This is a genomic window from Pinisolibacter aquiterrae (assembly GCF_019160155.1).
Taxonomy (GTDB): Bacteria; Pseudomonadota; Alphaproteobacteria; order Rhizobiales; family Ancalomicrobiaceae; genus Pinisolibacter; species Pinisolibacter aquiterrae.
In genome coordinates, this window is sequence record NZ_JAFNIH010000042.1 from 42,131 (window position 1) to 67,495 (window position 25,365).

Consider the following 25,365-nt stretch of genomic DNA (forward strand, 5'->3'; position numbering starts at 1 on the left):
GCGCTTTTCGGCGCTCATCCGGCCTCGATCGCCTTCAGCGCCATGACCGCCGCCGAGGCGCGGTTCTCCACGCCGAGCTTCATGAACACGGTCTCGAGGTGCTTGTTGACGGTGCGGGGGCTGAGGCCGAGGATCTCGCCGATGTCGCGGTTCGACTTGCCGCGCGCCACCCACAGGCAGACCTCCGCCTCGCGCGCGGTGAGGCCGAAGCGCTTCCTGAGCGCCGCCTCCTCGCCGCCGGCCTCGTCGCACATCATCCGCCACAGCCATTCGTCCTCGCCGGCCCGGCCGAGCGCGGTCAATTGGATCCGCCGCGCCTCGCTCTCGCCGACCACGATCGGCCCCGACGAGGGATTGGCCATCGCCTCGACCAGAAGCGCGCTGACCGCCTCGGGCAGGCCCTCGCCGCTCGCCTCGACCTCGGCCAGGAGTTTCGCCGCCTGCGGCGTCGCCCAGGCGATGCGGCCGCGCGCGTCGGTGGCGAGCAGGAAGCGCCCGGCGGTGTCGAGCGCCATCCGCGCCGACCGTTCGCGCCGGGCATTGGCGAGATGAACCCGGATTCGCGCCGTCAGCTCGTCGAGCACGATCGGCTTCGTCACGTAGTCGACCCCGCCGGCGGCGAAGCCCTCGACGATGTGCTCGGTCTCCGAGAGCCCGGTCATGAACAGGATCGGCACGTCGGCGGTCGCCGCGAGGCGCTTCAGCCGGCGACAGGTCTCGAAGCCGTCGATCCCCGGCATCACCGCGTCCATCAGGATGACGTCCGGCGTGATCCGCTCGGCGATCGCCAGCGCCGCCTCGCCCCCGGTCGCCACCAGCACCATCGCGCCCTGCGCCTCCAGCGTCTCGGTGAGGAAACCGAGCGTGTCGGGGTTGTCGTCGACGACGAGGACGATGTCGCGCGAACGGGCGGCGTCAGGCGTCGGCATCGGGTCCCTCCAGGAGCGCGACCAGTCGCGTCATGTCGTAGGCTTCGGCGGCGCGGATCAGCTCGACCAGCCGGGCGCCGGCCTCGCCCCCCGCCGCCGTGATCTCCGCCTCGATCGCCGCCAGCCGTTGGGCGACGCCTCGAACATAGCCGATCCGCGCCCATTGCAAGAGATCGTTCGCCTCCGTCGGCGTCGGCCGATCGTCGGGCGGCGCCGGCTTCGCCGCCGCCTCGCGCGCCGCCGATCCCGCCTCCGGCGCCGCGCACCAGGTCAGCCCGAGGTGAACCTGGAGCCGTTCGAGCAGGCGCGCCACCTCGAACGGCTTGGCGACCACGTCGTCGTGGGCAGCGATCTCCATGTCCGGCGGCCGGGTGTCGCCGACGTTGGCCGAGAGGATCACGATCTTGCCGCCGTAGCCGCGCTCGCGCAGGCTCTGCGCCACCTCCCAGCCGCTCGTCCCGGGCATCGAGAGATCGAGCAGGATGAGATCCGGCGCCTCGGCCGCGACCCGCTCGAGGCAGGCCGCGCCGTCCTCGGCCGCGTCGACGAGGAAGCCGATCGGCTCCAACACCGCGCGCACCAGATCGCGATGATCGGCGTTGTCGTCGACCACCAGGATCCGCCGCCGCGCCCCTTCGTAGGCGCGCGCCTCCGGCACCGGCGCCGGCACCACCGGCCGCGCCACCACGGAGAGATGCATCCGGACTCGGAACCGCGAGCCCTGCCCCGGCCGGCTGTCGACCCTGACGTCGCCGCCCATCAGCGTGGTGATCATCTTGGTGATGGTCAGGCCGAGCCCGAGCCCGGGCTTGCGCCGGGCGCTCTCGCCACGCTCGAACGGCTCGAAGATCCGGCCGAGGTCCTTCGCCTCGATCCCCACGCCGGTGTCGGTGACCGTGAAGGTGGCGATCTCGTGCCGCATGCCGACGTCGAGATGGACCTCGCCGGCGGTGGTGAACTTGACCGCGTTGGTGAGGAGATTGACCAGAACCTGCCTGAGCCGCTTCTCGTCGGTCGCCACCACCTCGGGCAGCTTGGTCGGCCGGGTGAAGCGGAAGGCGAGCCCCTTGGCCTCCGCCTGCGGCCGAAACATCTCGACGAGACTGTCGAGAAAGTCGGCGAAGCGGATCTCGTCGCGGGCGAGTTCGAGCCGCCCCGCCTCGATCTTGGAAATGTCGAGAAGCCCATCGATCAGCCCGGAAAGATGTTCCGCCGAGCGGCGGATCACCTTGACCGAATGGGCCCGCCCGTTGGTCAGCCCGCTGTCGCGCTCCAACACCTGAGCATAGCCGAGCACCGCGTTGAGCGGCGTCCTGAGTTCATGACTGAGCCCCACCAGATAGCGGCTCTTGGCGGAATTGGCCGATTCGGCCGCCTCCTTGGCCTTCTGCAGTTCGGCGTCGGTGCGCTCGTGCGCGGCGATCTCGTCGAGGAGCAGGCCGGTCTGACGCGCCGATTCCTCCTCCGCCACGCGCCGGCTCTCGTGGGCGAGGACGAAGAACCACGCCACCACCCCGGCGACGATCAAGAGCACGAAGAACGCCGACCACAACGCCCGCGTCAGCGCCGCCTCGATCGCCGGATCACGCGGATCCGACTGGAAATGGATCACCAGAAGCACCAGCCCGATCGCCGTGGTGATGAGCGACAGGATCGCCACGTATTCGAGGAGCCGCGGGCTCAGTCGCCGCGCCAGGGCCTTCGGCAGCAGCGACATGGTCCAGGCCTTGGCCTGCGCCGAGATCCGCCCCTCCGGCTTGCACTGGTCGCGGCAGCGCGCGTCGAGCGAACAGCACAGCGAACAGATCGGCGCGTCATAGGCCGGACAATGGGCGCTGTCCTCGGGCTCGAAATCGTGCTCGCAGACCGAACAGCGGATGGTCGAGAGCCTCGCCCAGTCGGCCTTCGGTTTGCGCGCCAGATACCACCGCCCGTCGGTCGCCCAGGCGATGATCGGCACCGCGACCAGCGCCGTCGCGAGCGCCACGAAGGGCGCGAAGGCCTGTGCCACCACCCCGAAATGGCCGGTCGCGGCGATCAGCGCCAGCGCGGTCGCGAGCCCCATCGCCCCGACCCCGACCGGATTGACGTCGAACAGATGGGCCCGCTTGAACTCGATCCCCGGCGGCGACAGGCCGAGCGGCTTGGCGATGCCGAGATCGGCGCAGATCGTCCCGAGCCACGCCACCGCGACGATGGCGAAGAGCCCGAGCGTCTTCTCGAGCGCCTCGTAGATGCCGAGCTCCATCAGGAGCAGCGCGATCGCCACGTTGAAGACCAACCACACCACCCGGCCGGGGTGGGAATGGGTGACGCGGGAGAAGAAGTTCGACCACGCCAGCGATCCCGCATAGGCGTTCATCACGTTGATCTTGAGTTGGCTGACCACCACGAAGGCGGCGGTGAGCACCAGCGCAGCCTTCTCCGACGGGATCATGTAGCGGAAGGCGACGTCGTACATCTGCGCCGGTTCGCCGGCATGATCCGCCGGCACACCCCAGCGCAACGCGATCACCGCCAAGAGCGACCCTGCGAAGAGCTTCGGCGCTCCGAGCACCACCCAACCCGGACCGGCGAAGAAGGTGCCGATCCGGTGCGCCCGCCCCGCCCCCTCGATCCGCTCCGGCATGAAGCGCAGGAAATCGACCTGCTCGCCGATCTGCGGCATCAGCCCGAGGATCACCGACGAGGCGAGACCGAAGCGGACGAGATCGAAGCTCTCCCAGAACGTCCCCGGCTGGCCGCCGTGGCCGACGCCGCCGAACTGCCACCACGCCTGGAACTGCGACGGATCCTTCCAGGCGATGAAGACGAAGGGCAGGATGTTGAGCACGATCCAGAACGGCTGTGTCCAAAGCTGGAACCGCGAGATCGCGGTGATGCCGTAGACGACGAGCGGGATCACCGCGAGCGCGGAGAGGATGTAGGAGAGCCACAGCGGCCAGCCGAAGGCGAGTTCGAGCGCCGACGACATGATCGACGCCTCGATCGCGAAGAGGATGAAGGTGAAGCTCGCGTAGATCAGCGAGGTCACCGTCGAGCCGATGTAGCCGAAACCGGCGCCGCGCGTCAGAAGGTCGATGTCGACCCCGTATTTCGCCGCCGAGCGGGCGATCGGCCAGCCGGTGACGAGCAGAATGAGCGAGACCACGACGATCGCGGCGGCGGCGTTGACGAAACCATGCGCGAGCGTGATCGCCCCGCCGATCGCCTCGAGCGCCAGGAACGAGATCGCCCCGATCGCCGTCTGGGCGACGCGCGGCGCCGACCAGCGCCGGGCGCTCTTGGCCGTGAAGCGCAGCGCGTAGTCCTCGAGCGTCTGGTCGGCGACCCAGCGATTGTACTCGCGCCGAACGGGAAGAATGCGTTGCCGTCCGGCCATGCCTCACCCTCGATCGAGAAGCCCCGAATGGACGAGGAGGTCCGCCGTCGCCGGATTGAAGGCGCAGGGCACGTCGTAGACGAGCGCGAGGCGCAGGAGCGCCTTGACGTCGACGTCGTGCGGCATCGGCGTCAGCGGATCGGGGAAGAAGATCAGAAGGTCGATCACCCCTTCCGCGATCATCGCTCCGATCTGCTGGTCGCCGCCGAGCGGCCCCGACTTGACCAGCGCCAGATCGAAGTCCGGCAGTGCCGCCTTCACCCGGCTGCCGGTGGTGGCGGTGCCGATCAGACGATGGCGGCGCAGGGCGGCGGCGTTGTCGACGACCCACTCGACCAGCGACGACTTCTTCTCGTCATGGGCGATGACGGCGATGGTGAGCGACATGCGAGCCCTCGGTTGGAAGACGGCGGCGGAGACGATCCGGAGATCCCCGATAGCCCGAATGCGGCGAACCGCCAAGGCGAACCGCTCATCCCTCTCCTCGGAAAGCGAAAACCGGCCGAAAACCGCACGTTTCGAGCGCGGTTGCCGCTTCCTCGAGCCAGGTTTGCTCGAATATCGGGCAGGTCCACGTCGAGGGCAGAAACTACGTCGGATGACGTATGGGACCGGAACGCCTCCCGCGTTCAACTCCATGCAACGGAGCCGAGGGCCGGCTTCGTGATCGATGGGTCGAACTCCCGGGGGAAAATCCAATGAACCTGAACGAGAAGCTGTTGGGCGCGATCATCGGCGCCGCCATTTCGGCTGGTGCCTTCGCCACCGCCGCCGACGCCGCGGACACCATCAAGGTCGGCGTCCTGCACTCGCTCTCCGGCACCATGGCCATCTCCGAGACGACGCTGAAGGACACCATCCTGTTCATGATCGACGAACAGAACAAGAAGGGCGGCGTCCTCGGCAAGAAACTCGAGGCGGTCGTGGTCGACCCGGCCTCCAACTGGCCGCTCTTCGCCGAGAAGGCGCGCGAGCTGATCGCCAAGGACAAGGTCTCGGTGGTGTTCGGCTGCTGGACCTCGGTGTCGCGTAAGTCGGTCCTGCCGGTCTTCAAGGAGCTGAACTCGATCCTGTTCTACCCCGTCCAGTACGAGGGTGAGGAGTCCGAGCGCAACGTGTTCTACACCGGCGCCGCTCCGAACCAGCAGGCGATCCCGGCCGTCGACTACCTCATGTCGAAGGACGGCGGCGACGTGAAGCGTTGGGTGCTCGCCGGCACCGACTACGTCTATCCGCGCACCACCAACAAGATCCTCGAGGCCTATCTGAAGTCCAAAGGCGTCGCCGCCGAGGACATCATGATCAACTACACGCCGTTCGGTCATTCCGATTGGCAGACGATCGTCTCCGACATCAAGAAATTCGGCTCGGCCGGCAAGAAGACCGCCGTCGTGTCGACCATCAACGGCGACGCCAACGTGCCCTTCTACAAGGAGCTCGGCAACCAGGGGATCAAGGCGACCGACATCCCGGTCGTCGCCTTCTCGGTCGGTGAGGAAGAGCTCGCCGGCATCGACACCAAGCCGCTGGTCGGCCATCTCGCCGCGTGGAACTACTTCCAGAGCGTGAAGACCCCCGAGAACGAGGCCTTCATCGCCAAGTGGCGCGAGTTCACCAAGAACCCGAAGCGCGTCACCAACGACCCGATGGAGGCCTCGGTGATCGGCTTCAACGCCTGGGTCAAGGCGGTCGAGAAGGCCGGCACCGTCGACACCGACAAGGTCATCGACACCCTGCCGGGCATCGAGACCCCGAACCTCACCGGCGGCATCGCCAAGATCCTGCCGAACCATCACATCACCAAGCCGGTTCTGATCGGCGAGATCAAGGCCGACGGCCAGTTCGACGTGGTGTGGAAGACCAAGGACCTCGTCCCCGGCGACGCCTGGACCGACTATCTGCCCGGCTCCAAGGACCTCGAGGCCGACTGGGTCACGCTGAAGTGCGGCAACTACAACACCGTCACCAAGAAGTGCGGCTGATCCCCGCCACCCGGCCGTCGTGACGTTCCCCACGCCGGCCCGACGACACCGGCACCCGGGCTCGCCCGGGTGCCCTTCGCTCCGGGCCGAGCCCGGTCCCCCTTCCCCCGCATGGGGCCGAAGGGAAGCCGCCGCGGGTCGCCCCGCAGGCCGCCCCCCGCACTCCAACGGATCGAGCCACATGCAGATCTCGGCAAGTCGCCTCGCCCGTCACCTGTTCCTCGTCCTCGCCCTGGTCGCCGGCCTCCTCGCCCGACCGGCCCTCGCCCAGGACATTTCCGGCGCCCTGACCAAGCTGACCGCCGACAGCTACGCCGACACCGGCGAGGCGATCGCCGACCTCGCGACCTCCGGTCACCCACGCGCCGCGGTCATCGTCCAGGCGATCCAGGACAAGACCCTCGAATTCGACGCCGCGACCAAGACCGTGGCGATCCGCGCCGGCTCGGGCGTGGTCGATGCCGCCACCGGCGAGACGATCGCCGCCCCGCCCGCCGGCCTCTCGCCGGTCCGCGTCAACAACCGGGTCCGCTCCGCCATCGCCGCCGCCATGGGCGCGCTGACGCTGATGTCGCCGGACCCCGCCAAGCGCCGCGAGGCCGCCGAGGCGGTCTTCAAGTCGCGAGATCAGGACGCCCTGCCCGCGCTCGAGGCGGCGCTCGCCAAGGAGAAGGACGCCGCCGCCCGCACCGCGCTGCAGACCGCGCGCGCCGCCCTCGTCCTCGCCAAGACCGGCGCCTCCGAGGCCGACCGCCTCGCCGCCGCCCGGACCATCCGCGAACGCGGCGATCAGGACGCGGTCTCGCTGTTGCGCTCGCTCCCCGCCGACACGCCCGCCGCGATCCGCGACGCCGCCCAGGCCGGCGCCAAGTCGATCGAGACCTCGCTCGCCCTGTGGAACTCCGCCCAGAACGCCCTCTACGGCCTCTCGCTCGGCTCGGTGCTGCTGCTCGCGGCGATCGGCCTCGCCATCACCTTCGGCGTCATGGGCATCATCAACATGGCCCACGGCGAACTGGTGATGCTCGGCGCCTACACAACCTTCATGGTGCAGGAAGTGATCCGCACCCATGTGCCCGGCCTCTTCGACTGGTCCTTGGCGATCGCCCTGCCGCTCGCCTTCCTGGTCTCCGGCGCCGTCGGCGTCGCCATCGAGCGCACCGTCATCCGCTGGCTCTACGGCCGCCCGCTCGAGACCCTGCTCGCCACCTGGGGCCTGTCGCTGATCCTCCAGCAGTTGGTCCGCACCCTCTTCGGCGCCAACAACCGCGAGGTCGGCGCCCCCACCTGGATGTCCGGCTCGATCGAACTCGGCCACCTGACGCTGACGACGGGGCGCATGTGGATCATCGTCTTCGCGCTCTGCGTCTTCGTCGGTCTGATGCTGATCCTCAAGAAGACCGCCGCCGGTCTCCAGATGCGCGCCGTCACCCAGAACCGCTCGATGGCGAGCGCGATGGGCATCCGCACCCCCTGGGTCGACGCGCTCACCTTCGGGCTGGGCTGCGGCATCGCCGGTATCGCCGGAGTGGCGCTCTCCCAGATCGACAACGTCTCCCCGAACCTCGGCCAGAGCTACATCATCGACAGCTTCATGGTCGTGGTCTTCGGCGGCGTCGGCAATCTCTGGGGCACGCTGGTCGGCGCGCTGACGCTCGGTGTCGTCAACAAGTTCCTGGAGCCCTTCGCCGGCGCGGTTCTCGGCAAGATCCTGGTGCTCGTCTTCATCATCCTCTTCATTCAGAAGCGTCCGCGGGGCCTCTTCGCCCTCAAGGGCCGGTCGGTGGAAGCATGATCACACACTTCTTCCTCAAGGGCCTCGATCGCCGCGTCTCGCTCGCGCTCCTCCTGATCCTCGCCGTCGCGGTGCTCGTGCCGGTGCTCAATCTGGTGGTGCCGGAAGGGTCCCCCTTCCATCTGCCGAACTACCTGCTGACGCTCTTCGGCAAATACGCGACCTATGCCGCGCTCGCCCTCGCGCTCGATCTGGTGTGGGGCTATTGCGGGATCCTGTCGCTCGGCCACGGCGCCTTCTTCGCGCTCGGCGGCTACGCCATGGGCATGTATCTGATGCGCCAGATCGGCACGCGCGGCGTCTACGGCGATCCCGTCCTGCCCGATTTCATGGTGTTCCTGAACTGGAAGGAACTGCCCTGGTACTGGTGGGGCTTCGACCATTTCGCCTTCGCGGCGGTGATGGTGGTGCTGGTGCCGGGCCTGCTCGCGCTCGTCTTCGGCGGCCTCGCCTTCCGCTCGCGCGTCACCGGCGTCTATCTGTCGATCATCACCCAGGCGATGACCTACGCCCTGTTGCTCGCCTTCTTCCGCAACGACATGGGCTTCGGCGGCAACAACGGCCTGACCGACTTCAAGGACATCCTCGGCTTCAACGTCCAGGCCGACGGCACCCGCGCGGTCCTGTTCTCGCTCTCCTGCCTGACGGTGGCGGCGGGCCTGCTGATCTCCGGCGGAATCGTCAATTCCAAGCTCGGCAAGGTGCTGGTGGCGATCCGCGACGCGGAGAGCCGCACCCGCTTCATCGGCTACCGCGTCGCGACCTACAAGACCTTCGTCTTCGTGGTCTCGGCGATGCTCGCCGGTATCGCCGGCGCCCTCTACGTGCCGCAGGTCGGCATCATCAACCCGGGCGAATTCTCGCCCGCCAATTCGATCGAGGCGGTGATCTGGGTCGCCGTCGGCGGACGCGGCACCCTGGTCGGGCCGATCGTCGGCGCCGTGGCCGTCAACTGGGGCAAGACCTGGTTCACCGGCGTCCTGCCCGAGCTGTGGCTGTTCGCGCTCGGCGCCCTGTTCGTGCTGGTGACGCTGTTCCTGCCCAAGGGCATCGTCGGCACCTGGAGCGACTGGCGGGCGAAGCGCAAGGCCGCCCCGCCCTCCGACCCGACGCCCGCGCCGGTTCCGGCGGAGTGACGGTCATGGCTGAGACGGCGATCGCTCCCGGAACGGCTTCTCTCGTGCTGCTGCCTCGCGCGGAGGTCCTTCATCCAGAGGTGCGAGCAGAGCGAGCCTCGAAGGACGAAGGGCCGTGTGGCACCGCGCGTCGAGGCTTTGCCCTTCGACGCCCGTCCTTCGGCCGGGCACCTCAGGGTGAAGCCGAACGGGAAGAGACCCCCTCGGGCCACGTTTCCCAGCGATCCGCCGTTCGGGCCTCGTTCCCCTTCGCTCTTTCGGGGACCCAGCCTGAAATCACGGCATCGCGCGACGGACGTCCGCCCGCCATCGACACTCTCACCCTTCCCAGGAGCCGCCGATCATGAACCTCGAGATCGCCGCCAACTCCCTGCTCTATCTCGACGACGTCAAGGTGTCGTTCGACGGTTTCAAGGCGCTGAAGGGCCTCAGCCTCGTCATCGAGCCGGGCGAGATGCGCGCCATCATCGGCCCCAACGGCGCCGGCAAGACCACCATGATGGACTGCATCACCGGCAAGACCCGCCCCGACGAGGGCGAGGTCCTGTTCGAGCGCGGCTCGATCGACCTCACCACCCTCGACGAGGCGGCGATCGCCGAACTCGGCATCGGCCGCAAGTTCCAGAAGCCGACCGTCTTCGAGAGCCACACCGTCGAGGACAACATCTATCTGGCGCTGAAGGCCGATCGCCGCCCCTTCGCCTCGCTGTTCCATCGCCTGAGCGCGATCGAGGCCGAGCGCATCGACGAGATCCTGGCGACCGTCAAACTGATCGATCGCCGCGCCGAACTCGCCAAGAACCTCTCCCATGGCCAGAAGCAGTGGCTGGAGATCGGCATGCTGCTGGCGCAGGAGCCGAAGCTCCTCCTGGTCGACGAGCCGGTCGCCGGCATGACCGACGCCGAGACCATGCAGACGGCGGCGCTGCTGCGCGAGATCCACGCCTCCGGCAAGTCGGTGGTGGTGGTCGAGCACGACATGGCCTTCGTCCGCGAGCTCGGCGTCAAGGTGACGGTGCTGCACGAGGGCGGCGTGCTCTCGGAGGGCACCATCGATCACGTCGCCAACGATCCCAAGGTCATCGAAGTCTATCTGGGGCGCTGAGACATGCTGAAAGTCGACGAGATCGATCTCTTCTACGGCGCCGCCCAGGCCCTGCGCGGCGTCTCCACGAAAGCCGAGATCGGCGAGATCACCTGCGTGCTCGGCCGCAACGGCGTCGGCAAGACCTCGCTGATGCGCGCCATCGTCGGCCAACAGCCGATTTCGAGCGGCACGATCACCTGGGAGGGCAAGGATCTCGGCCGGATGCCGCCTTACGATCGCGCCCGCGCCGGCATCGCCTTCGTGCCCCAGGGCCGCGAGATCTTCCCGCTCCTGACGGTCGAGGAGAACCTCCAGTCGGGCTTCGCCTGCCTGCCGCGCGGCGAGCGCACCATCCCCGACGAGGTCTTCGAGCTCTTCCCCGTCCTCGCCGACATGATGCGGCGGCGCGGCGGCGACCTCTCCGGCGGTCAGCAACAGCAGTTGGCGATCGGCCGCGCGCTGGTCACCCGGCCCCGACTCCTCGTCCTCGACGAGCCGACCGAGGGCATCCAGCCCTCGATCATCAAGGACATCGGCCGCGCGCTCGAATATCTGCGCGGCAAGGGCACCATGGCGATCGTGCTGGTCGAGCAGTATTTCGACTTCGCCCGTGACCTCGCCGACCACTACACGGTGCTCGATCGCGGCGAGGTGGTGATCGAGGGCTCGAAGGACACGGTCGATCCGGAAGCCGTCCGCGCCAAGATCGCGGTGTGAGCCCGGCCCGGCTCGCGAGCGAGCCGGCTCGGCCCTCGTCCGGCCGTCAATGCGGCAGGATCACCGAGAAGATCACGTGACGCTCCTCCTTTCCGCCCGCCTTGGCGGCGGCGGAGAGCGAGGTGTCGTGGCTGACGCCCTTGAGCCCGACCCGCTCCAGGCGCTTGTCGATCTCCGCCTCGGAAACCTTGAGCACCGGCGCCAGATCGGCGATGCGCGCGTCGCCCATCGCCCGGTACATCGCCGCCTGCGGATTGCCGCCGATGCCGCCGAGCTCCATCACGCCGGGAACGGCGAAGGCCAGAGCCGCCACCAGCGAGACGCCGAGCGGCCACATCAGCCAGCCGCGCTTGAAATAGCTCGTCATCGGCAGCCAGTTCTTCCAGATGTGCAGCGCGAAGGGCACGATCAGCACCAGGCTGAGCCACTCGTGCATGCCGCGGAAGGCGGCCGTGCCGACGTGGAAGAACAGCGAGAGCCCCGAGATCAGCGAGATCACGAAGAGCCCCGTGACGAAGGGCGTGGCGTAGCGATTGACGATGTCGCGAAACATGAGAACCCCCGAGCGGTACGTTCGTCGCCGACATTCCTCCGGCGACGCCCCGAGCCATGCGCCCGGCCCGCAGGCCGCTCAAGTTAACTCCGAGAAAGGTAGCCGTCGCGTCGAACTTTCGAGAGGCGGCTCGGCCACGAAAAACGCGCGCCGATCACTCGTGCGCGCGTCCGATCGTCGCAGGCGAGGAATCCGCCCTCGGGCGGAGCCGATCAGGGCTTGGGCGCCGCCGGGGCGGGCGCGGGCGCCGGAGCCTCGCCGCCGAGCTTCTTGGCGGCTTCCTCGGCGCGCTTCTGCAGTTCCTGCTGAAGCTGCTCCTGGCTCTGCTGGCCGGCGTTGGGATCGATGCCCGGGCCTTCCGCCGCCGTCTTGAAGGTCGACAGCAGGAACGGGAACGACATCGGCTTCTGCTGAATGTTGAGCGAGGTGACGATCAGCGCCTTGCCCTTCTTCATCTCGGCGACGGTCGCGTCCGACATCTCCATTTCGGCGTAGCAGGCGTTGGGGAAGCAGATCGTGTACTTCGCCTCCTGCTGCTTGCCCTTGTCGACCTGGACGCGCATGCCCGGCTGGATCAGCACCACCGGCGGCACGGCGATCAGCAGCACCTTCTTGGCGTCGCCCTCGATGTCGCGCAGTGCGACCGAGGCGACGAGCTGGCCCTCGGCCGAGCGCACTTCCTTGGCGACCAGACAGACGTTCTTCTTGTCCGCGTCCTTGGAGCAGATCTTGACCCAGGGCAGCGGATCCTCGGCGGCGGCCTCTTCCTTGGCCGGGGCCGGCTTGGCGGCGGCGGCGGGCTTCGGCGCGGCCTTGGCCGGCGGGGTCGGAGCCGGCGTCTGCGCCTGGGCGATCACCGGCGCGGCGACGAAGGCGAGCGCCGCGACGGCGGCGAGGAGCGTGCGGCCGAGACCGCTCTCGATCGTCGGAAGCATCGGGCGAAGGGAGCTGTCAGCCATGAAAACCACATCCTCGAAGTAGACCGCGTCGTCGATCCGAGACAGGCATCCCGTGTCCCCAGACGGAAGTCCGCGACGAAATTCCGACATCGCCTCGAATCGCCCGTGACCGCGATCACGACGACCGAAGGTTCGAACCGCGCTTTGCCGTCCGATCTGGGCGAAACCATGATCGTCCGCGCGGCATCGATCCATAGCCTCTCGCCGCCGGGATTTCCAGCCTCGCTTCGGTCTTTCCGCCGGGACACGCGCAACCGCCTCGGGGAGCGGCGATCGCCCCGGCGCCGTCCCGTGCTAGCATCGCACCCGAGATTCGCCCCGACACGGACGACAGGAGACCCGATCGTTGCGACGACGGATGCCGATACGCGGCTCGATCATCGGCCGTGCCGTCGTGGCGGCGGCGCGCGACCTCGGCCGCCGCCTCGGCCGGGCCCTGCCGCTCGGCCTCGCGCTCGCCGTGGCGCTCGGCGGCGGCCTCGCCTCGATCGTCCCCGCCGCCGCCGAGCCGCGCCCGGCCATCGCCATGCACGGCGCCCCGCGTCTGACGCCCGGCTGGGATCACGTCCCCTGGGCCGATCCGGCCGCGCCCAAGGGCGGGCGCATCACCCTCGGCGTCGTCGGTTCCTTCGACCAGCTCAATCCCTTCGTCTTCCGCGGCAATCCGGCGGCGGGCCTGCGCGGCGGCGCCGAGGGCTCGAACGTCTTCGAGAGCCTGATGGATCGCGGCCTCGACGAGCCCTTCACCCTCTACGGCCTCCTCGCCGAGACGATCGACGTCGCCGACGATCTCTCCACCGTCACTTTCCGGCTCGACCCCGCCGCCCGCTTCTCCGATCGCACGCCCGTCACGCCCGAGGACGTGGTCTTCTCCTTCGAGACCCTGCGCGAGAAGGGCCTGCCCTACATGCGCGCCAATTATCGCGACGTCGAAGGCGTGGAGAAGGTCGACGACCGCACCGTCCGTTTTCGCCTGAAGTCGGCGGAGAACCGCGAGCTGCCGCTGATCCTCGGCCTGATGCCGATCCTGCCGGCGCACGATTGGAAGGATCGCGACTTCGAGGCGACCCGGATCGACCCGCCGATCGGCTCCGGCCCCTATCGCGTCACCACCGTGGAGCCCGGCGCCCGCCTCGTGCTCACCCGCGATCCCGACTATTGGGCCAAGGACCGGCCGGTGCGGCGCGGCCTCTACAATGCCGACGAGTTGCGCTGGGACTACTACCGCGACCGCAATTCGATGATCGAGTCCTTCAAGAAGGGCCTCGTCGACCTGACGTCGGAGAGCGACCCCGGCCGCTGGTCGACGGCCTATGATTTCCCCGCCGCCCGCGAGGGTCTGGTGGTCAAGGAGACGATCCCGCTCGACGTGCCGCGCGGCATGACCGGCTTCGCCCTCAACACCCGCCGCCCGCTCTTCGCCGACGTCCGCGTCCGCGAGGCGCTGGCCCGTCTGTTCGACTTCGAATGGGCCAACCGCAACCTGTTCTGGGGTCTCTACGAGCGTCAGCACGGCTATTTCGACGGGTCGGAACTCTCCGCCTACGCCCGTCCGGCCGACGACCGAGAGCGCGCCCTCCTCGCCCCCTTCCCCGGGGCGATCGCGCCCGCCTTCCTCGACGGCTCCTGGCGGATGCCGACGACCGACGGCTCCGGCCGCGACCGCGCCGCGCTGAAGGCCGCCTTCGAGCTCCTGAAGGCCGCCGGCTGGCGGCTCGACGGCGCCCGCCTCGTCTCGCAGACGGGCGCGCCCTTCTCCTTCGAGATCCTGACCCAGACCCGCGAGCAGGAACGCCTCGCCATGGGCTGGCAACGCACCCTCGCCGCCCTCGGCATCGACGCCCGGATCCGCACCGTCGACGCCGCTCAATACGAATCGCGCCGCAGAACCTTCGATTTCGACGTGACCCTGTGGGTGTGGGCGGCCTCCGCCTCGCCCGGCAACGAGCAGATCCACCGCTGGAGTACCGGCGCAGCCGATCAGGAGGGCTCGTTCAATCTGCCCGGCGTGAAGAACCCGGTCGCCGACGCCGCCATCACCGCGCTGATCGGCGCGCGCAGCCGCGACGACCTCGTCGCCGCCGCGCGCCTGCTCGATCGCGTTCTGATGGCGGGATTCTACGTCGTTCCGCTCTATCATCTGCCCGGACAGTGGCTCGCCCACTGGACGCGAATCGAACATCCGGCCAACACTCCCGGATCCGGTTGGACGTTGCCCGCATGGTGGGTCCGGCCGGACGAGAAGAAGGAGGGGGGGACCCCATGATCGTCGCACGCGAGGACGAATCCCGCGCTCATGCCGCGACCGGCGCCTGGGGTCGCGTCACCCTCGACCAGATCGCCGCGCGCAACGCCGAGACGCGCCCCGACCACCCGGCGCTGATCGACTTCGCCGATCGCCCCGAGTGGACCGGCGGCGCGGGCGAAACCCTCACCTGGAAGGATCTCAACACCCGGATCGAGGCGCTCGCCGCCTTCTTCGCCGCGGTCGGCCTCCAGACCGACACCGTCGTCGCCTTCCAGATGCCGCCGACCGTCGACGCGGTCGTGACCTTCCTCGCCTGCTCGCGCGCCGGCCTGATCGTCGCGCCGCTGCCGCTCGGCGCCCGCGAGGCCGAAGTCACCGAACATTGCCGGCGTCTCGGCGCCCGCGCGATCGTCACCGTCGCCCGCACCGAGACCGAGACCCACGGCGAGCGCCTGCGCGACGTCGCCGCCGATCTCTTCCAGATCCGCTTCGTCTTCGGCGCCGGGGGAGATCTTCCCGACGGACTGGTCGACCTCAGGCTGGTGTTCGAGGAGGCCGCCTCGCTCGGCGCCGCGCCCGAGGTCGCCCGCAAGGGCAATCCGGCCGACCACGCCCTCACCGTCGAGATCGCCACCCTGCCGGAGGATCCCGCCGGCGCCGCCGCGACCGGCGAGGGCGCGCGCGATCTGCCGCTGCCGCGCTCGCACAATCATTGGGTCGCGACCGGCCTGATGACCCTGCTCGAGGCGGGGATCGGCGCCGATTCGGTGCTGCTCACCCCCTTCGCGCTGTCCGGCGCCGTCGGCACCGGCGTCGCCCTGGTGCCCTGGCTGATCGCCGGCGCGACCCTGGTGATCGGCCTGCCGCGCGCCACCGACGCCCTCGCCGCCGAGGCCGAGCGCACCGGCGCCACCCATGTGGCGATCCCCGTGCGCTTCGCCGCCCGTCTCGCCGACCGCCTCGCCGCCCGCCGTCTCGAGACGACGCTGCTGGCGATCGCAGACGACGAGCCGCACGATCGCCCGATGCCCAAGGGAGTCGCGATCGTCGACGTGGTGCCGCTCGGCGCCTACGGTCTGGTGGCGCGCCGCCGGCTCGATCCGGTCGTCGCCCGTCCGCTGCCGGTCGGGTCCTGCGGCGCGCCGGCCGACGCCGCGACCGCGCCGATCCTGCTCGAGACCCGCCTCAAGGCGGTCCCCCAGCGCGCCGGCCAGATGATCGCCGGCCGCCCGCTCGCCGGCGAGATCCAGCTGCGCGGCGCCATGGTGCCGCATTTCAACTGGCCGACCACCGCGCAGGAGCGAAAGCACCGCCCGCGCGACCCCGAGGGCTGGATGGCCTCCGGCATCGGCGCGCGCATCGTCTCCGCCCAGCCGCCGACCTTCGAACTCGCCGGCCGCGTCGACGATTCGGTGCGCATCGGCCAGGCGCTCTACGACCTCGGCGTCCTCGACGGCCTCTATCGCTCGATCGACGGCATCGCCGACGCCGCCGCGATCCTAGTCGACGGCGGCGACACCGGCCCCGCCATCGCCGCCGCCGTGGTGCCCTCCGCCGGCCACCGCATCGACGAGGCGAGCTTCCGCGAGGCCGTCGCCGCCACCCGTGTCGGCCTCGCCGAGATCCCGACCCGGGTCTTCACCGTGCCGGCGATCGCGCGCGGCCCCTCCGGCCGGGTGCTGCGGGCCGGCATGGCGCAACATCTGATGGCGCGCGGCTGAGGGCCGCCGACCGAGACGGGTCCCGTCAAGCCGGCGTTAACGGCGCCGGCGGTAGGATTCCCCGTTCGGGAGATCCTGCCGTCATGTCCTATCGTGGACGCGTCCTCGTCATCGAAGAAACGCCGCGCGCCGAGACCCGCCGTCTGTGGGAGGGGATCCGCGCCGACGGCTGGGACGTGCGCGCCCTTCCGCTCGCCCGTTCGCTCGAGCACGACGCCGTCCATCCCGACGTGGTGGTCTTGAACTTCGCCGGCACCGAGGGCGACGACGACCGCGACCGCTATCTCGACGCCGCCCTGCGCATGGCGGCCGAGCGCGGGCCGCGCCGGCCTCCGGTGGTCGCCGTCGACGAGACCCTCCGTCCCGATGCCCGCCCCGCCGGGATCGCCGACGTGTTGCGGGCGCCCTGGTCGGTCGGCCACGTCTCCGCCCGGCTCGGCTCGCTCGCCCGCCTCGCCACCATGCGCGCCGAGATGCGGCGCCGGCTCGAGACCGCCGCCCGCTTCGGCCTGTCGCGCGCCGAGCCCGACACCGGCGCGAGCCTCCTCGACGCCCACGTCCTCGTGGTCGGCGCCGGCATCCGCTACTTCACCATCGAACGCGCGCTCGCCAAACGCTCGACCCTGATCGGCGCCTTCACCATCGACACCGCCGTCGACTATCTGGAACGCCGCCCCTTCGACGCCGTGGTGGTCAATCTGCCGCTCGAGGACGCGATCGACTTTCTCGAGATCCTGCGCCGCAACCCGGACACCCACGCGCTCCCCGCCGTGGTGCTGACCGGCGAGGCCGATCCGCGCCTGATCGAGGCGACCCGCGACGCCGGCGCGACCGATCTCGTCTTCGCCGAGGAGGGCGAGGCCCTCTTCGCCGAGCGGGTCGAACAGGCGATGACCGAACATCGCCTGCGCCTCGCCCTCAAGGCCGCCTATGGCGACACCCGCCACGACGAGACGCTCGATTCCGTCACCGGCCTCTACCGCCGCGCCTTCCTGATGGAACATCTCGGCGCCCTGATCGACGATGCCCGCGCCGGCGACGCGCCGCTCGCGGTGATCGGCTTCCGCATCGCCGAACTGGCCGAGATCAACGCCGAATGGGGGTGGGCCGCCGGCGATCGGCTGCTCGCCCAGGTCGGCCGGCTGATTGCGCGGCTGATCCGCGGCGAGGATCTCGCGGCGCGCGCCGGCGGCGATCGCCTCGCCCTGCTCCTGCCCGACACCGATACCGAGAGCGCCCGCCCGGTCGCCCACCGCATCGCCGGCATCCTCGAGACCACCGCCTTCTCGCTGCCCGGCGCCACCGGCCCGATGTGGGTGACGATCGACGTCGGCGTGGTCGAATTCGACGGCGTCGAGGACGAGACCGCCCTCCTCGCCCGCGCCTTCGGCTGATCAGGCGGCGATCTCGCCCATCCGCGCCAGCCGCACCCCGGCGGCGGCGAGATCTCGCTCGAAGGCCTCGCTCGCCAGATGCGCATATTCCGCCCGCCGCGCCCGATCGATCGGGTCGCTCGGATCGGCCGCCGCCGCCGGATCGGCGGGGTGACACATCACCAGGGGTCGCGTCCCGAGGCGTTCGAGGAAATGCGGGAAGGTCGCGGCGAAACGGGCGGGATCGAAGGCGGTGATGCCGCCGAACCCGGCGTTGACGGTGATCCCGCGCGCCCGCGCCGCCCGGCCGAACCCGGCCGCCAGCGCCGCGATGAAGAGCGTCTTCGGCGCCTCCACCCCGCGCGCCCAGATCGTCGCCGGCGCCTCGCGGCAATCGCGCAGCCACGTCCGCCGCCCGTCGAGCACGCCGCGATCGTAGAGCGAGAACAAGGCGCGGCGCACCCCGGGCAGGACGTGGACGTGCTGATGACCGTCGATGAAGTCGGGATCCCGGCCGATCACCGCCCTGAAACGATCGAGCTGTCGCCCGATCTCCGCCGCGATCTCCTCGTAGTCGATCCGCCCCGTCAGCGACCGCGACAACACGCGGCCGAGCGAGGCGGCCCGGCCCTCCGCGTCGAGCGAGGGGATCGGGCCGAGCGGCGCCAGATCCGTCAGAGCGAAGTGCAGACCGATGTCGATCCGATCGGCCAACGCCGTCACTGCGCCCGCGTCCGCCGCGAAGGCCGGCCCCGCCACCATGCAGCCGGTCGCGGTGAGGCGCCCGCGCGCCGCCAGCGCCAGAATGCCGTCGTCGATCCCCCGCGACAGGCCGAAGTCGTCGGCGCACAAGACGATGGCGCGATCCCTGCTCATCCCGATCTCCGACGGCCGTCCCGACCGGCCTCTTCATCATCCCGAAGCGACGCGCCGCTTCGCCATTGACGCTTCGTCGAATCCCGGCGAAGTCTTCCCGCGATGCGCTCGCGTATTGGATACACGACCCCTACCCTTCCTGAAAGGACCCACGCCATGACGACCGCTCCGGAGACCTCGACGCAGGACACCCTGCGAGCATCGATGGTCAGCGTCGTCCTTCCCATGCACAACGAGCGCGACGGATTGGACCGCCTGTTCGCCCGCCTCGTGCCGGTGCTGCAGGGGCTGGGAGTGCCCTTCGAGATCGTCACGGTCGACGACGGCTCGCGCGACGACACGTTCGAGCGCCTCAAGGTGGCCCGCGCCACGGTGCCGAACCTCAAGATCGTCACCTTCTCCCGCAACTTCGGCAAGGAGATCGCCGTCACCGCCGGCCTCGCCCGCACCTCCGGCGACGTCGTCGTGGTGATGGACAGCGACCTCCAGCATCCGCCCGAGGCGATCCCGCAGCTGCTCGCCGAATGGCAGTGCGGTCATTACGACGCGGTCTATGCCCGGCGCGTCGACCTCGATCGCGGCTCGCCGCTGCGCAACGCCTTCTCGACCGCCTTCTACAAGGCCTTCGACTACATGAGCGAGATCCGCGTCGACCGCGAGACCGGCGACTTCGGCGCCTTCGACCGCAAGGTGGTCGACGCCTTCCTCGCCATGCCCGAACGCAACCGCTTCAATCGCGGCCTCTTCGCCTGGGCCGGCTTCCGCACCACCACCATCCCCGTGACCATGGAGGAGCGTCAGACCGGCACCTCGCAATGGGGCTTCTTCAAGCTCCTGCGTCTGGCGATCGCCGCGATCACCTCCTTCGGCACCCTGCCCTTGAAGATCTGGGCGGTGATCGGCACCTTCGTCTCGTTGTCGGCGCTGGCCTATGGCCTCTTCGTCATCCTGAAGACCCTGATCTTCGGCGCCGACACGCCCGGCTTCCCGTCGCTGATGGTGGCGATCCTGTTCTTCTCGGGCATTCAGCTGGTCGGCCTCGGCATCATCGGCGAATATCTCGGCCACGTCTTCTCCGAGGTGAAGCGCCGCCCGCTCTATTTCGTGCGCGAGGCGATCGGCTTCGACCGCCCCGTCTCGATCCTGCCGCCCAACCATGGCGCCGCAGCGCCGGAGGCGAACCGTGACGGACGCTGACGCCCGCGCCCGCCGCGCCGGAGAACCGGCGCTCGCGGTCGTCCTCATCGTGCTCGCCCTCGCCTGGCTGTGGCTGACGCGGCCGTGGCTCTTCGGCGGCCTCACCGTGCCCTGGGACGCGGAGGCTCATTTCCGCGCCCAACTGGGCTTCCTCGCCCATTCGCTGCACGAGGGGCGCGGCATCACCTGGAACCCCTGGATCTTCACCGGCTGGCCGCAGATCTCCGATCCGCAGTCGCTGATCTTCGTGCCGGTCTTCTTCGTTCTGGCGCTGATCGATCCCGATCCCTCCGCCCAGGCGATGGACGCCGCCGTCTTCGTCCAGCTCGCCCTCGGCGGTCTGGCGCTGGCGCTGTGGTTCCGCGATCGCGGCTGGCACGCCGGCGGCGGTGTGATCGCCGCCCTCGCCTTCGCCTTCGGCGGCTCGGCCGCGTGGCGCCTGCAGCACACCGGACAGGTGATGAGCTTCGCGCTCCTGCCGGTGGTGCTCTTCTGCGTCCAGCGGATGGTCGACCGCCGCTCGATCTGGTGGGGCCTGTGGACCGGCATCGCCGCCGGCCTCCTGGCGCTCGGCCGCGACCAGATCGCGCTGCTCTCGCTCTACTACCTGACCGGCCACGTGCTGTGGGAGATCTTCACCCACGAGAAGCCGGTCCGCCATCTCGGCGCGACCATTCTGCCCGGCCTCGCGGTGATCGTCGGCGGCCTCCTGGTCGTCGCCGTGCCGGTGACCATGACGCTCCTCCTCGCCGAACATTCCAATCGGCCGGAGATCGACTTCATCGGCGCCGGCAAGGGCTCGCTCCCCCCCGAGGCGCTGATCTCGACCGTGATCGCCGACCTCTTCGGCCAGGGCGATCAGGCGGTCGACTATTGGGGCCCGCCGAGCCCCGCCTTCGGCTACACCGACGTCTATCTCGCCCAGAACATGGGCGCGGTCTATGCGGGCGCGATCCCGATCCTGACCATCCTCGTCGCCGGTATCGGCCGCGGCCGGCTCTTCGCCAAGGAGATCGGCTGGCAGACGATCGCCGCCGTCTTCTTCGTGCTCTACACGATCGGCTGGTACACCCCCGCCTTCCGCGTCTTCTACGACCTGATGCCCGGCGTCGATCTCTATCGCCGCCCCGCCGACGCCACCTTCATGATCGGCTTCTCGATCGCCGTGCTCGGCGGCTGGTTGACCCACCGGCTCCTCACCGAGCCGCGTCCCGGCCCGTCCCCGCTCGGCGTCAAGGCGATCCAGGCGGCGATCCTGGTCACGGTCTTCGCGGTGCTGCCGGTCGTCTTCGGCCTCCACGCCGACCGTCTCGCGCTGGTCTGGAAGCCGCTGGCGACGAGCCTCGCCTTCGCCGGCCTCGCCGGGCTCGTGCTGCTCGCCGCCCGTGCCTTCGTCCGCGACGGATCGGGCCGGGGCGGCGCCATCGCGGTCGGCCTGCTCGCGCTCTTCACCACGATCGATCTCGCCTGGAACAACGCCCCCAACGAATCGACCGCCTATCCGAGCGCGACCTTCGACGCCCTCGCCACCAACACCAAGGATCCCGTGGTCGGTTTCCTGAAGAAGAAGGTCGAGGAGAACGATCGCGGCGCCCGGCGCGACCGGGTCGAACTGGTCGGCATCGGCTTCCATTGGCCGAACCTCGGCATGCTCCACGAGCTCGAGCACACGCTCGGCTACAACCCGTTGCGCATGGCCGACTATGCCCGGGCGACCGGCGCCATCGACCACATCGCCATCCCCGAGCAGAAGACCTTCTCGGCGCTGAACCCGAGCTACGATTCGGTCCTCGACGACATGCTGGGCCTGCGCTGGATCGCCTCGTCGCTGCCGATCGAGAAGATCGATCACGCCCTGAAGCCCGGCCGCCTCGTCGAGGTCGCCCATTTCGACGCGATCCCCGGGATCTACCCGGCCCCCGGCCGCCCGGAGACCTGGATCTACGAGAACCCGCGCGCGCTGCCGCGCGTGCTCCTCGTCGATCGCGCCCGCCTCGTCGCCTTCGACGAGATCCTCGCCGAGGGCCGTTGGCCGGACGGCTTCGACCCGCGTCGCGAGGTCCTGCTCGCCGCCGAGGGCGACGGCGCCGTCGAAGGCCGGCTCGACGCCGCCGCCCCTGCCGAGACCCCGCCCGGCCGCGCCGAGATCGTCTCCTACCTCAATTCCGAGGTGGTGATCGACGCCACCATGGACCGCGCCGGCTGGCTGGTCCTGAACGATGCCTGGCATCGTTGGTGGCGGGTCGAGATCGACGGCAAGCCGGCCGATCTGAAGCGCGCGAACCTCTTGTTTCGCGCGGTGAAGGTGCCCGAAGGCCGCCATCGCCTGCGCTTCAGCTTCCACCCCTTCGTCGGCGCCTGGAAGGACTTCCCCGGTCTCGTCCGCACATTGGCGGAGTGAACGAAGGCCCGTGCGGCGAGATCGACCCCGGCGCGAAGCGTCGCCGCGCGCCGGAGGTCCGCTCCGACCGCCGGCTCGCGCCGTCGGAACCCGTCGATTCCGTCCATCAGGATGAAGACCCGTGAGGCAGTGCCGATCGGCCCTCCGATCAAGGCCCGTGCCGTTCGATCTTCTTGATGCCGTCCCACGGCGCGAAGACGATCTTCCCGGCCCCCTTGTCGTGAAAAATGACGCCTCGCTCGATGATTCGAAAGACGACCGAGTGGATCATTCTCTTCTCGCCGAGATCGATGTCGGTGATGGGCGCGACCTTCCGGGCGTCTCTGCGACCGTCGACATAACCGTAGAGGCAAATCGAAAACAGCATCAGAAACAAGAATACGAGCTGAACGTCGAACCGTTCGGCCGCATCCGCGACTCCGACATCGATCCAGACGATATGAATGCTCAGAAGAATCGAAGAGAATATTATGATCGACATATAGATGTAGTCATACCGTATCGTTTCGATGATTCTGTCGACTTTCACGAGTCCAAAATAACTCAAAAAATCACGAAGATAATACACGGCAGCACCGATCAGGACGACATAGGATATCAATAGAAACATCCGTGTGACGCGCTGCACCTTCACGTAATTCATACAGAAATATGTGACGAAGACGGGAAATGATGCCACCATCACCACATAAGATGGCAGCCACAACATCATTTCCTTGATGAAATCCGCACTCGAGAAATACAAGAACACCGGAGAAGAAATGGCTATGCCATAAAAATACTCGTAGCAGACCGACATGGCGAAAAAGCCGACGACCAGAACGAGCCAGGCATCCTTCAGGTGACGCAAGAGAGACTTCTGCACACTTTCGCGCGGATACGACATCGGGCCGAACCTCGTGTATGAATCGCATCGAGACTCCTCACGACCTTTCGAAACTATCACGAGCATAGATCATGTCCGCAACCGAGATCCTCGCCCGCCTCGTCGCTTTCGACACGACCAGCCGCAACTCCAACTTGCCGCTGATCGAATGGGTCGAGGCCTATCTCGACCAGTTCGACGTCACCTACGAGCGGGTCTATGACCCGACCGGGACCAAGGCGTGCCTGTGGGCGACGATCGGCCCCAAGGACGTCGCCGGCTACGTGCTCTCCGGCCACACCGACGTCGTCCCCGTCGACGATCAGGTCTGGGCGACCGATCCCTTCACCCTGACCGAGGTCGGCTCGCGCCTCTACGGACGCGGCACCTCGGACATGAAGGGTTTCGCCGCCGTCTGCCTGTCGCGCCTGCCGGCGATGGTGGAAAAGCCGCTGAAGCAGCCGATCCACCTCTGCCTCAGCCACGACGAGGAAGTCGGCTGCATCGGCGTGCGCAACGCGCTCGCCCGCATCGACGAGCTCGCGCCGGTGACCCCGCTCGCCGCCTTCGTCGGCGAACCGACCAGCATGGCGGTGGTCGTCGCCCACAAGGCCAAATGGTCCTATGTCGTCGAGGTTCACGGCCACGCCTGCCATTCCTCGCTCGCCCCCTCCGGCGTCAACGCCATCGAGGCGGCGGCCGAGGTGATCGCCGAGATCCGCGCCATCGGCCGCGACTTCGAGGCGGTGGGCCCGCGCGATCCGCTCTACGACGTGCCCTTCTCGACCTCCCACGTCGGCACCATTCGCGGCGGCACCGCGCTCAACATCGTGCCCGAGCACTGCACCTTCGAGTTCGAATTCCGCATGCTCGCCGGCGTCGATCATCAGCCCTTCGAGGACCGCCTGCGCGCCCACGTCCGCGAGAAGATCGAGCCCTGGATGAAGGCCCGCCATCCCGAGACCGGCATCGACATCCGCCTCGCCAACGGCTTCCCCGGCTTCGACACGCCCCCCGAGGCCGACGCGACCGTCCTCGCCAAGCGCCTCGCCGGCCGCAACGACCACACCAAGGTCGCCTACGGCACCGAGGCCGGTCTGTTCGTGACCATGGGGCGCATGCCGACCGTCGTCGTCGGCCCCGGCTCGATCGGTCAGGCCCATATCCCCGACGAGTTCATCGAGAAGTCGGAACTCGAGAAATGCGGCCGTTTCGTCGATCGCCTGATCGACCATTGCCGCGGCTGATTGCCGAGCGAGGGAGTTTTCGCCTCGAAGGACGAAGCGGAGCGGCGGACGGTGCCGCCGCTCACCGCGCCACGCGCGGCCGCACGACGCGTGCCGTGAGCGAATGGGACCGGCTGTGCCCGTCGGCGAGGCCGCGACCGAGGTCGACGAAATACCAGATCCGCCATCCCCATCGGGGTGGTCGTCCAGGCCGCGCCCTCGCCCTCCGGCCCGCCCTCGAGATCGGGAAAGACCGCCCGGTCGATCGGCGGCTCGCCGCATCCCTCGTCGAGAAGCTCCCAGAGCTCCTTGACGTCCGGCAGACGCCAGCCCTCGCCGGAGCCGTGCCGCCTCCGCCTCGGCCCGGTCGAGCCCGGCGTAGAGCGGCTCGCCGACGCACCGCCCCGCCTCGAAGACGCCCCGAGCGCGCAGCGCCGCCACTCGAGCCCGCTCGCGCGATCGAAGGTGACCCCTTGCTCGATTTCGAAACGCGGGGCTCCGTCGAGCGTGCGACAGGCGGCCCCGGCCGAGGCCGCGAGGAGCGGCGCCAGGGCGAGGCCGAGGAGGATCGATCGACGCGGCATGGGCGGGTCTCCGTTGCCGCGCCATCCGAGACGACGCTCGAGGCGATTGCGCGGCCGCGCTCACCTCATCTTGCCGGAGGCCCGCAACACGAAGGAGATCACCTCGGCGACCGCCTTGAACAGCGGTTCGGGGATCTGGCGATCGAGTTCGACCGCCGACAGCGCCTTGGCGAGCAGCGGGTTCTCCTCCACCGCGACCCCGGCCTCGCGCGCCGTCGCGACGATCGTCTCGGCGACCTGTCCCTCGCCCTTGGCGACGACGGTGGGCACGCCCACCCCCTCCCATTTGAGGGCGACCGCCACCTTCTTCTCCGCGCCCTCGTCGCTCATCGCA

20 protein-coding genes are annotated in these 25,365 nt (G+C 69.0%); 11 read left to right on the top strand and 9 right to left on the bottom strand.

Translation table 11 applies throughout. The features are described from left to right. Nucleotides 1-14: 14 nt before the first annotated feature. From J3S89_RS17955 to J3S89_RS17965, 3 genes are read right to left on the bottom strand one after another with little or no spacing between them, the layout of a single operon-like run. Complete coding sequence (locus tag J3S89_RS17955; RefSeq protein WP_217929259.1) at nucleotides 15-929, bottom strand: response regulator; 915 nt, start codon at nucleotides 927-929, stop codon at nucleotides 15-17. Next, nucleotides 916-4,311, bottom strand: a complete 3,396-nt coding sequence (locus J3S89_RS17960; protein WP_217929260.1) for a hybrid sensor histidine kinase/response regulator — start codon at nucleotides 4,309-4,311, stop codon at nucleotides 916-918. Before J3S89_RS17960 ends, J3S89_RS17955 begins: the two co-directional genes overlap by 14 nt. A 3-nt stretch (nucleotides 4,312-4,314) precedes the next feature. Next, nucleotides 4,315-4,698, bottom strand: a complete 384-nt coding sequence (locus J3S89_RS17965) for a methylglyoxal synthase (protein WP_217929262.1) — start codon at nucleotides 4,696-4,698, stop codon at nucleotides 4,315-4,317. Between the two features lie 311 nt (nucleotides 4,699-5,009). Between J3S89_RS17965 and urtA the strand changes: the two genes are divergently transcribed. The 5 genes from urtA to urtE all read left to right on the top strand — a co-directional run bounded on the left by urtA (nucleotide 5,010) and on the right by urtE (nucleotide 11,028). Beyond that, a complete protein-coding gene (urtA, locus tag J3S89_RS17970) occupies nucleotides 5,010-6,293 on the top strand; it encodes an urea ABC transporter substrate-binding protein (RefSeq protein WP_217929264.1) in 1,284 nt (427 codons plus the stop codon). 181 nt (nucleotides 6,294-6,474) lie between these two features. Further along, a complete protein-coding gene (gene urtB / locus J3S89_RS17975) occupies nucleotides 6,475-8,088 on the top strand; it encodes an urea ABC transporter permease subunit UrtB (RefSeq protein WP_217929266.1) in 1,614 nt (537 codons plus the stop codon). Continuing rightward, nucleotides 8,085-9,224, top strand: a complete 1,140-nt coding sequence (gene urtC / locus J3S89_RS17980) for an urea ABC transporter permease subunit UrtC (RefSeq protein WP_217929268.1) — start codon at nucleotides 8,085-8,087, stop codon at nucleotides 9,222-9,224. The genes urtB and urtC overlap by 4 nt, the downstream gene beginning before the upstream one ends. Nucleotides 9,225-9,567: 343 nt before the next feature. Then, complete coding sequence (urtD, locus tag J3S89_RS17985) at nucleotides 9,568-10,329, top strand: urea ABC transporter ATP-binding protein UrtD (protein WP_217929269.1); 762 nt, start codon at nucleotides 9,568-9,570, stop codon at nucleotides 10,327-10,329. Between the two features lie 3 nt (nucleotides 10,330-10,332). Beyond that, nucleotides 10,333-11,028 carry an urea ABC transporter ATP-binding subunit UrtE gene (gene urtE, locus J3S89_RS17990; RefSeq protein ID WP_217929270.1) on the top strand — a complete coding sequence of 232 codons (696 nt, stop codon included), beginning with the start codon at nucleotides 10,333-10,335 and terminating at the stop codon, nucleotides 11,026-11,028. 46 nt (nucleotides 11,029-11,074) lie between these two features. On the opposite strand, the gene J3S89_RS17995 is transcribed toward urtE, so the two are convergent. Both J3S89_RS17995 and J3S89_RS18000 read right to left on the bottom strand, forming a co-directional pair. Further along, nucleotides 11,075-11,581: a DUF4405 domain-containing protein gene (locus J3S89_RS17995; RefSeq protein ID WP_217929271.1), complete on the bottom strand. Its 507-nt coding sequence runs from the start codon at nucleotides 11,579-11,581 to the stop codon at nucleotides 11,075-11,077. A gap of 212 nt (nucleotides 11,582-11,793) precedes the next feature. Next, the gene (locus tag J3S89_RS18000) at nucleotides 11,794-12,540 is read right to left on the bottom strand and encodes an invasion associated locus B family protein (RefSeq protein WP_217929272.1); all 747 of its coding nucleotides are present in this window, start codon (nucleotides 12,538-12,540) and stop codon (nucleotides 11,794-11,796) included. Between the two features lie 358 nt (nucleotides 12,541-12,898). Between J3S89_RS18000 and J3S89_RS18005 the strand changes: the two genes are divergently transcribed. The 3 genes from J3S89_RS18005 (at nucleotide 12,899) to J3S89_RS18015 (ending at nucleotide 17,903) form a co-directional block, all read left to right on the top strand. Beyond that, entirely contained in the window at nucleotides 12,899-14,806 is a 1,908-nt protein-coding gene (locus J3S89_RS18005) for an extracellular solute-binding protein (RefSeq protein WP_238483868.1), read from the top strand. Beyond that, a complete protein-coding gene (locus J3S89_RS18010; RefSeq protein ID WP_217929273.1) occupies nucleotides 14,803-16,509 on the top strand; it encodes an AMP-binding protein in 1,707 nt (568 codons plus the stop codon). Before J3S89_RS18005 ends, J3S89_RS18010 begins: the two co-directional genes overlap by 4 nt. A gap of 83 nt (nucleotides 16,510-16,592) precedes the next feature. Continuing rightward, nucleotides 16,593-17,903 carry a diguanylate cyclase domain-containing protein gene (locus J3S89_RS18015; protein ID WP_217929274.1) on the top strand — a complete coding sequence of 437 codons (1,311 nt, stop codon included), beginning with the start codon at nucleotides 16,593-16,595 and terminating at the stop codon, nucleotides 17,901-17,903. On the opposite strand, the gene J3S89_RS18020 is transcribed toward J3S89_RS18015, so the two are convergent. Continuing rightward, nucleotides 17,904-18,758, bottom strand: a complete 855-nt coding sequence (locus tag J3S89_RS18020) for a ChbG/HpnK family deacetylase (RefSeq protein ID WP_217929275.1) — start codon at nucleotides 18,756-18,758, stop codon at nucleotides 17,904-17,906. Between the two features lie 156 nt (nucleotides 18,759-18,914). Here J3S89_RS18020 and J3S89_RS18025 point away from each other — a divergent pair, with 156 nt between their 5' ends. Further along, entirely contained in the window at nucleotides 18,915-19,955 is a 1,041-nt protein-coding gene (locus J3S89_RS18025; protein ID WP_217929277.1) for a glycosyltransferase family 2 protein, read from the top strand. Beyond that, complete coding sequence (locus tag J3S89_RS18030; RefSeq protein ID WP_230489227.1) at nucleotides 19,942-22,356, top strand: YfhO family protein; 2,415 nt, start codon at nucleotides 19,942-19,944, stop codon at nucleotides 22,354-22,356. The genes J3S89_RS18025 and J3S89_RS18030 overlap by 14 nt, the downstream gene beginning before the upstream one ends. Before the next feature lie 148 nt (nucleotides 22,357-22,504). Here J3S89_RS18030 and J3S89_RS18035 read toward each other — a convergent pair whose 3' ends face one another. Next, complete coding sequence (locus J3S89_RS18035; RefSeq protein ID WP_217929281.1) at nucleotides 22,505-23,242, bottom strand: hypothetical protein; 738 nt, start codon at nucleotides 23,240-23,242, stop codon at nucleotides 22,505-22,507. A gap of 71 nt (nucleotides 23,243-23,313) precedes the next feature. Here J3S89_RS18035 and argE point away from each other — a divergent pair, with 71 nt between their 5' ends. Further along, the gene (gene argE / locus J3S89_RS18040; RefSeq protein WP_217929282.1) at nucleotides 23,314-24,468 is read left to right on the top strand and encodes an acetylornithine deacetylase; all 1,155 of its coding nucleotides are present in this window, start codon (nucleotides 23,314-23,316) and stop codon (nucleotides 24,466-24,468) included. Here argE and J3S89_RS23670 read toward each other — a convergent pair. Both J3S89_RS23670 and J3S89_RS18050 read right to left on the bottom strand, forming a co-directional pair. Further along, nucleotides 24,375-25,031: an Lcl domain-containing protein gene (locus J3S89_RS23670; RefSeq protein WP_217929283.1), complete on the bottom strand. Its 657-nt coding sequence runs from the start codon at nucleotides 25,029-25,031 to the stop codon at nucleotides 24,375-24,377. The genes argE and J3S89_RS23670 overlap by 94 nt on opposite strands. Before the next feature lie 60 nt (nucleotides 25,032-25,091). After that, the gene (locus tag J3S89_RS18050) at nucleotides 25,092-25,361 is read right to left on the bottom strand and encodes an EscU/YscU/HrcU family type III secretion system export apparatus switch protein (protein ID WP_217929284.1); all 270 of its coding nucleotides are present in this window, start codon (nucleotides 25,359-25,361) and stop codon (nucleotides 25,092-25,094) included. Nucleotides 25,362-25,365 lie beyond the last annotated feature (4 nt).

Coding starts and splice junctions, on each gene's coding strand:
- J3S89_RS18025 (WP_217929277.1), top strand. CDS start 18,915: ATGACGACCGCTCCGGAGACCTCGACGCAGGACACCCTGCGAGCATCG.
- urtE (WP_217929270.1), top strand. CDS start 10,333: ATGCTGAAAGTCGACGAGATCGATCTCTTCTACGGCGCCGCCCAGGCC.
- J3S89_RS17960 (WP_217929260.1), bottom strand. CDS start 4,311: ATGGCCGGACGGCAACGCATTCTTCCCGTTCGGCGCGAGTACAATCGC.
- argE (WP_217929282.1), top strand. CDS start 23,314: ATGTCCGCAACCGAGATCCTCGCCCGCCTCGTCGCTTTCGACACGACC.
- J3S89_RS18015 (WP_217929274.1), top strand. CDS start 16,593: ATGTCCTATCGTGGACGCGTCCTCGTCATCGAAGAAACGCCGCGCGCC.
- urtC (WP_217929268.1), top strand. CDS start 8,085: ATGATCACACACTTCTTCCTCAAGGGCCTCGATCGCCGCGTCTCGCTC.
- urtA (WP_217929264.1), top strand. CDS start 5,010: ATGAACCTGAACGAGAAGCTGTTGGGCGCGATCATCGGCGCCGCCATT.
- urtB (WP_217929266.1), top strand. CDS start 6,475: ATGCAGATCTCGGCAAGTCGCCTCGCCCGTCACCTGTTCCTCGTCCTC.
- J3S89_RS18005 (WP_238483868.1), top strand. CDS start 12,899: ATGCCGATACGCGGCTCGATCATCGGCCGTGCCGTCGTGGCGGCGGCG.
- J3S89_RS17955 (WP_217929259.1), bottom strand. CDS start 929: ATGCCGACGCCTGACGCCGCCCGTTCGCGCGACATCGTCCTCGTCGTC.
- J3S89_RS23670 (WP_217929283.1), bottom strand. CDS start 25,031: ATGCCGCGTCGATCGATCCTCCTCGGCCTCGCCCTGGCGCCGCTCCTC.
- J3S89_RS18050 (WP_217929284.1), bottom strand. CDS start 25,361: ATGAGCGACGAGGGCGCGGAGAAGAAGGTGGCGGTCGCCCTCAAATGG.
- J3S89_RS18010 (WP_217929273.1), top strand. CDS start 14,803: ATGATCGTCGCACGCGAGGACGAATCCCGCGCTCATGCCGCGACCGGC.
- urtD (WP_217929269.1), top strand. CDS start 9,568: ATGAACCTCGAGATCGCCGCCAACTCCCTGCTCTATCTCGACGACGTC.
- J3S89_RS17995 (WP_217929271.1), bottom strand. CDS start 11,581: ATGTTTCGCGACATCGTCAATCGCTACGCCACGCCCTTCGTCACGGGG.
- J3S89_RS18035 (WP_217929281.1), bottom strand. CDS start 23,242: ATGTCGTATCCGCGCGAAAGTGTGCAGAAGTCTCTCTTGCGTCACCTG.
- J3S89_RS17965 (WP_217929262.1), bottom strand. CDS start 4,698: ATGTCGCTCACCATCGCCGTCATCGCCCATGACGAGAAGAAGTCGTCG.
- J3S89_RS18000 (WP_217929272.1), bottom strand. CDS start 12,540: ATGGCTGACAGCTCCCTTCGCCCGATGCTTCCGACGATCGAGAGCGGT.
- J3S89_RS18020 (WP_217929275.1), bottom strand. CDS start 18,758: ATGAGCAGGGATCGCGCCATCGTCTTGTGCGCCGACGACTTCGGCCTG.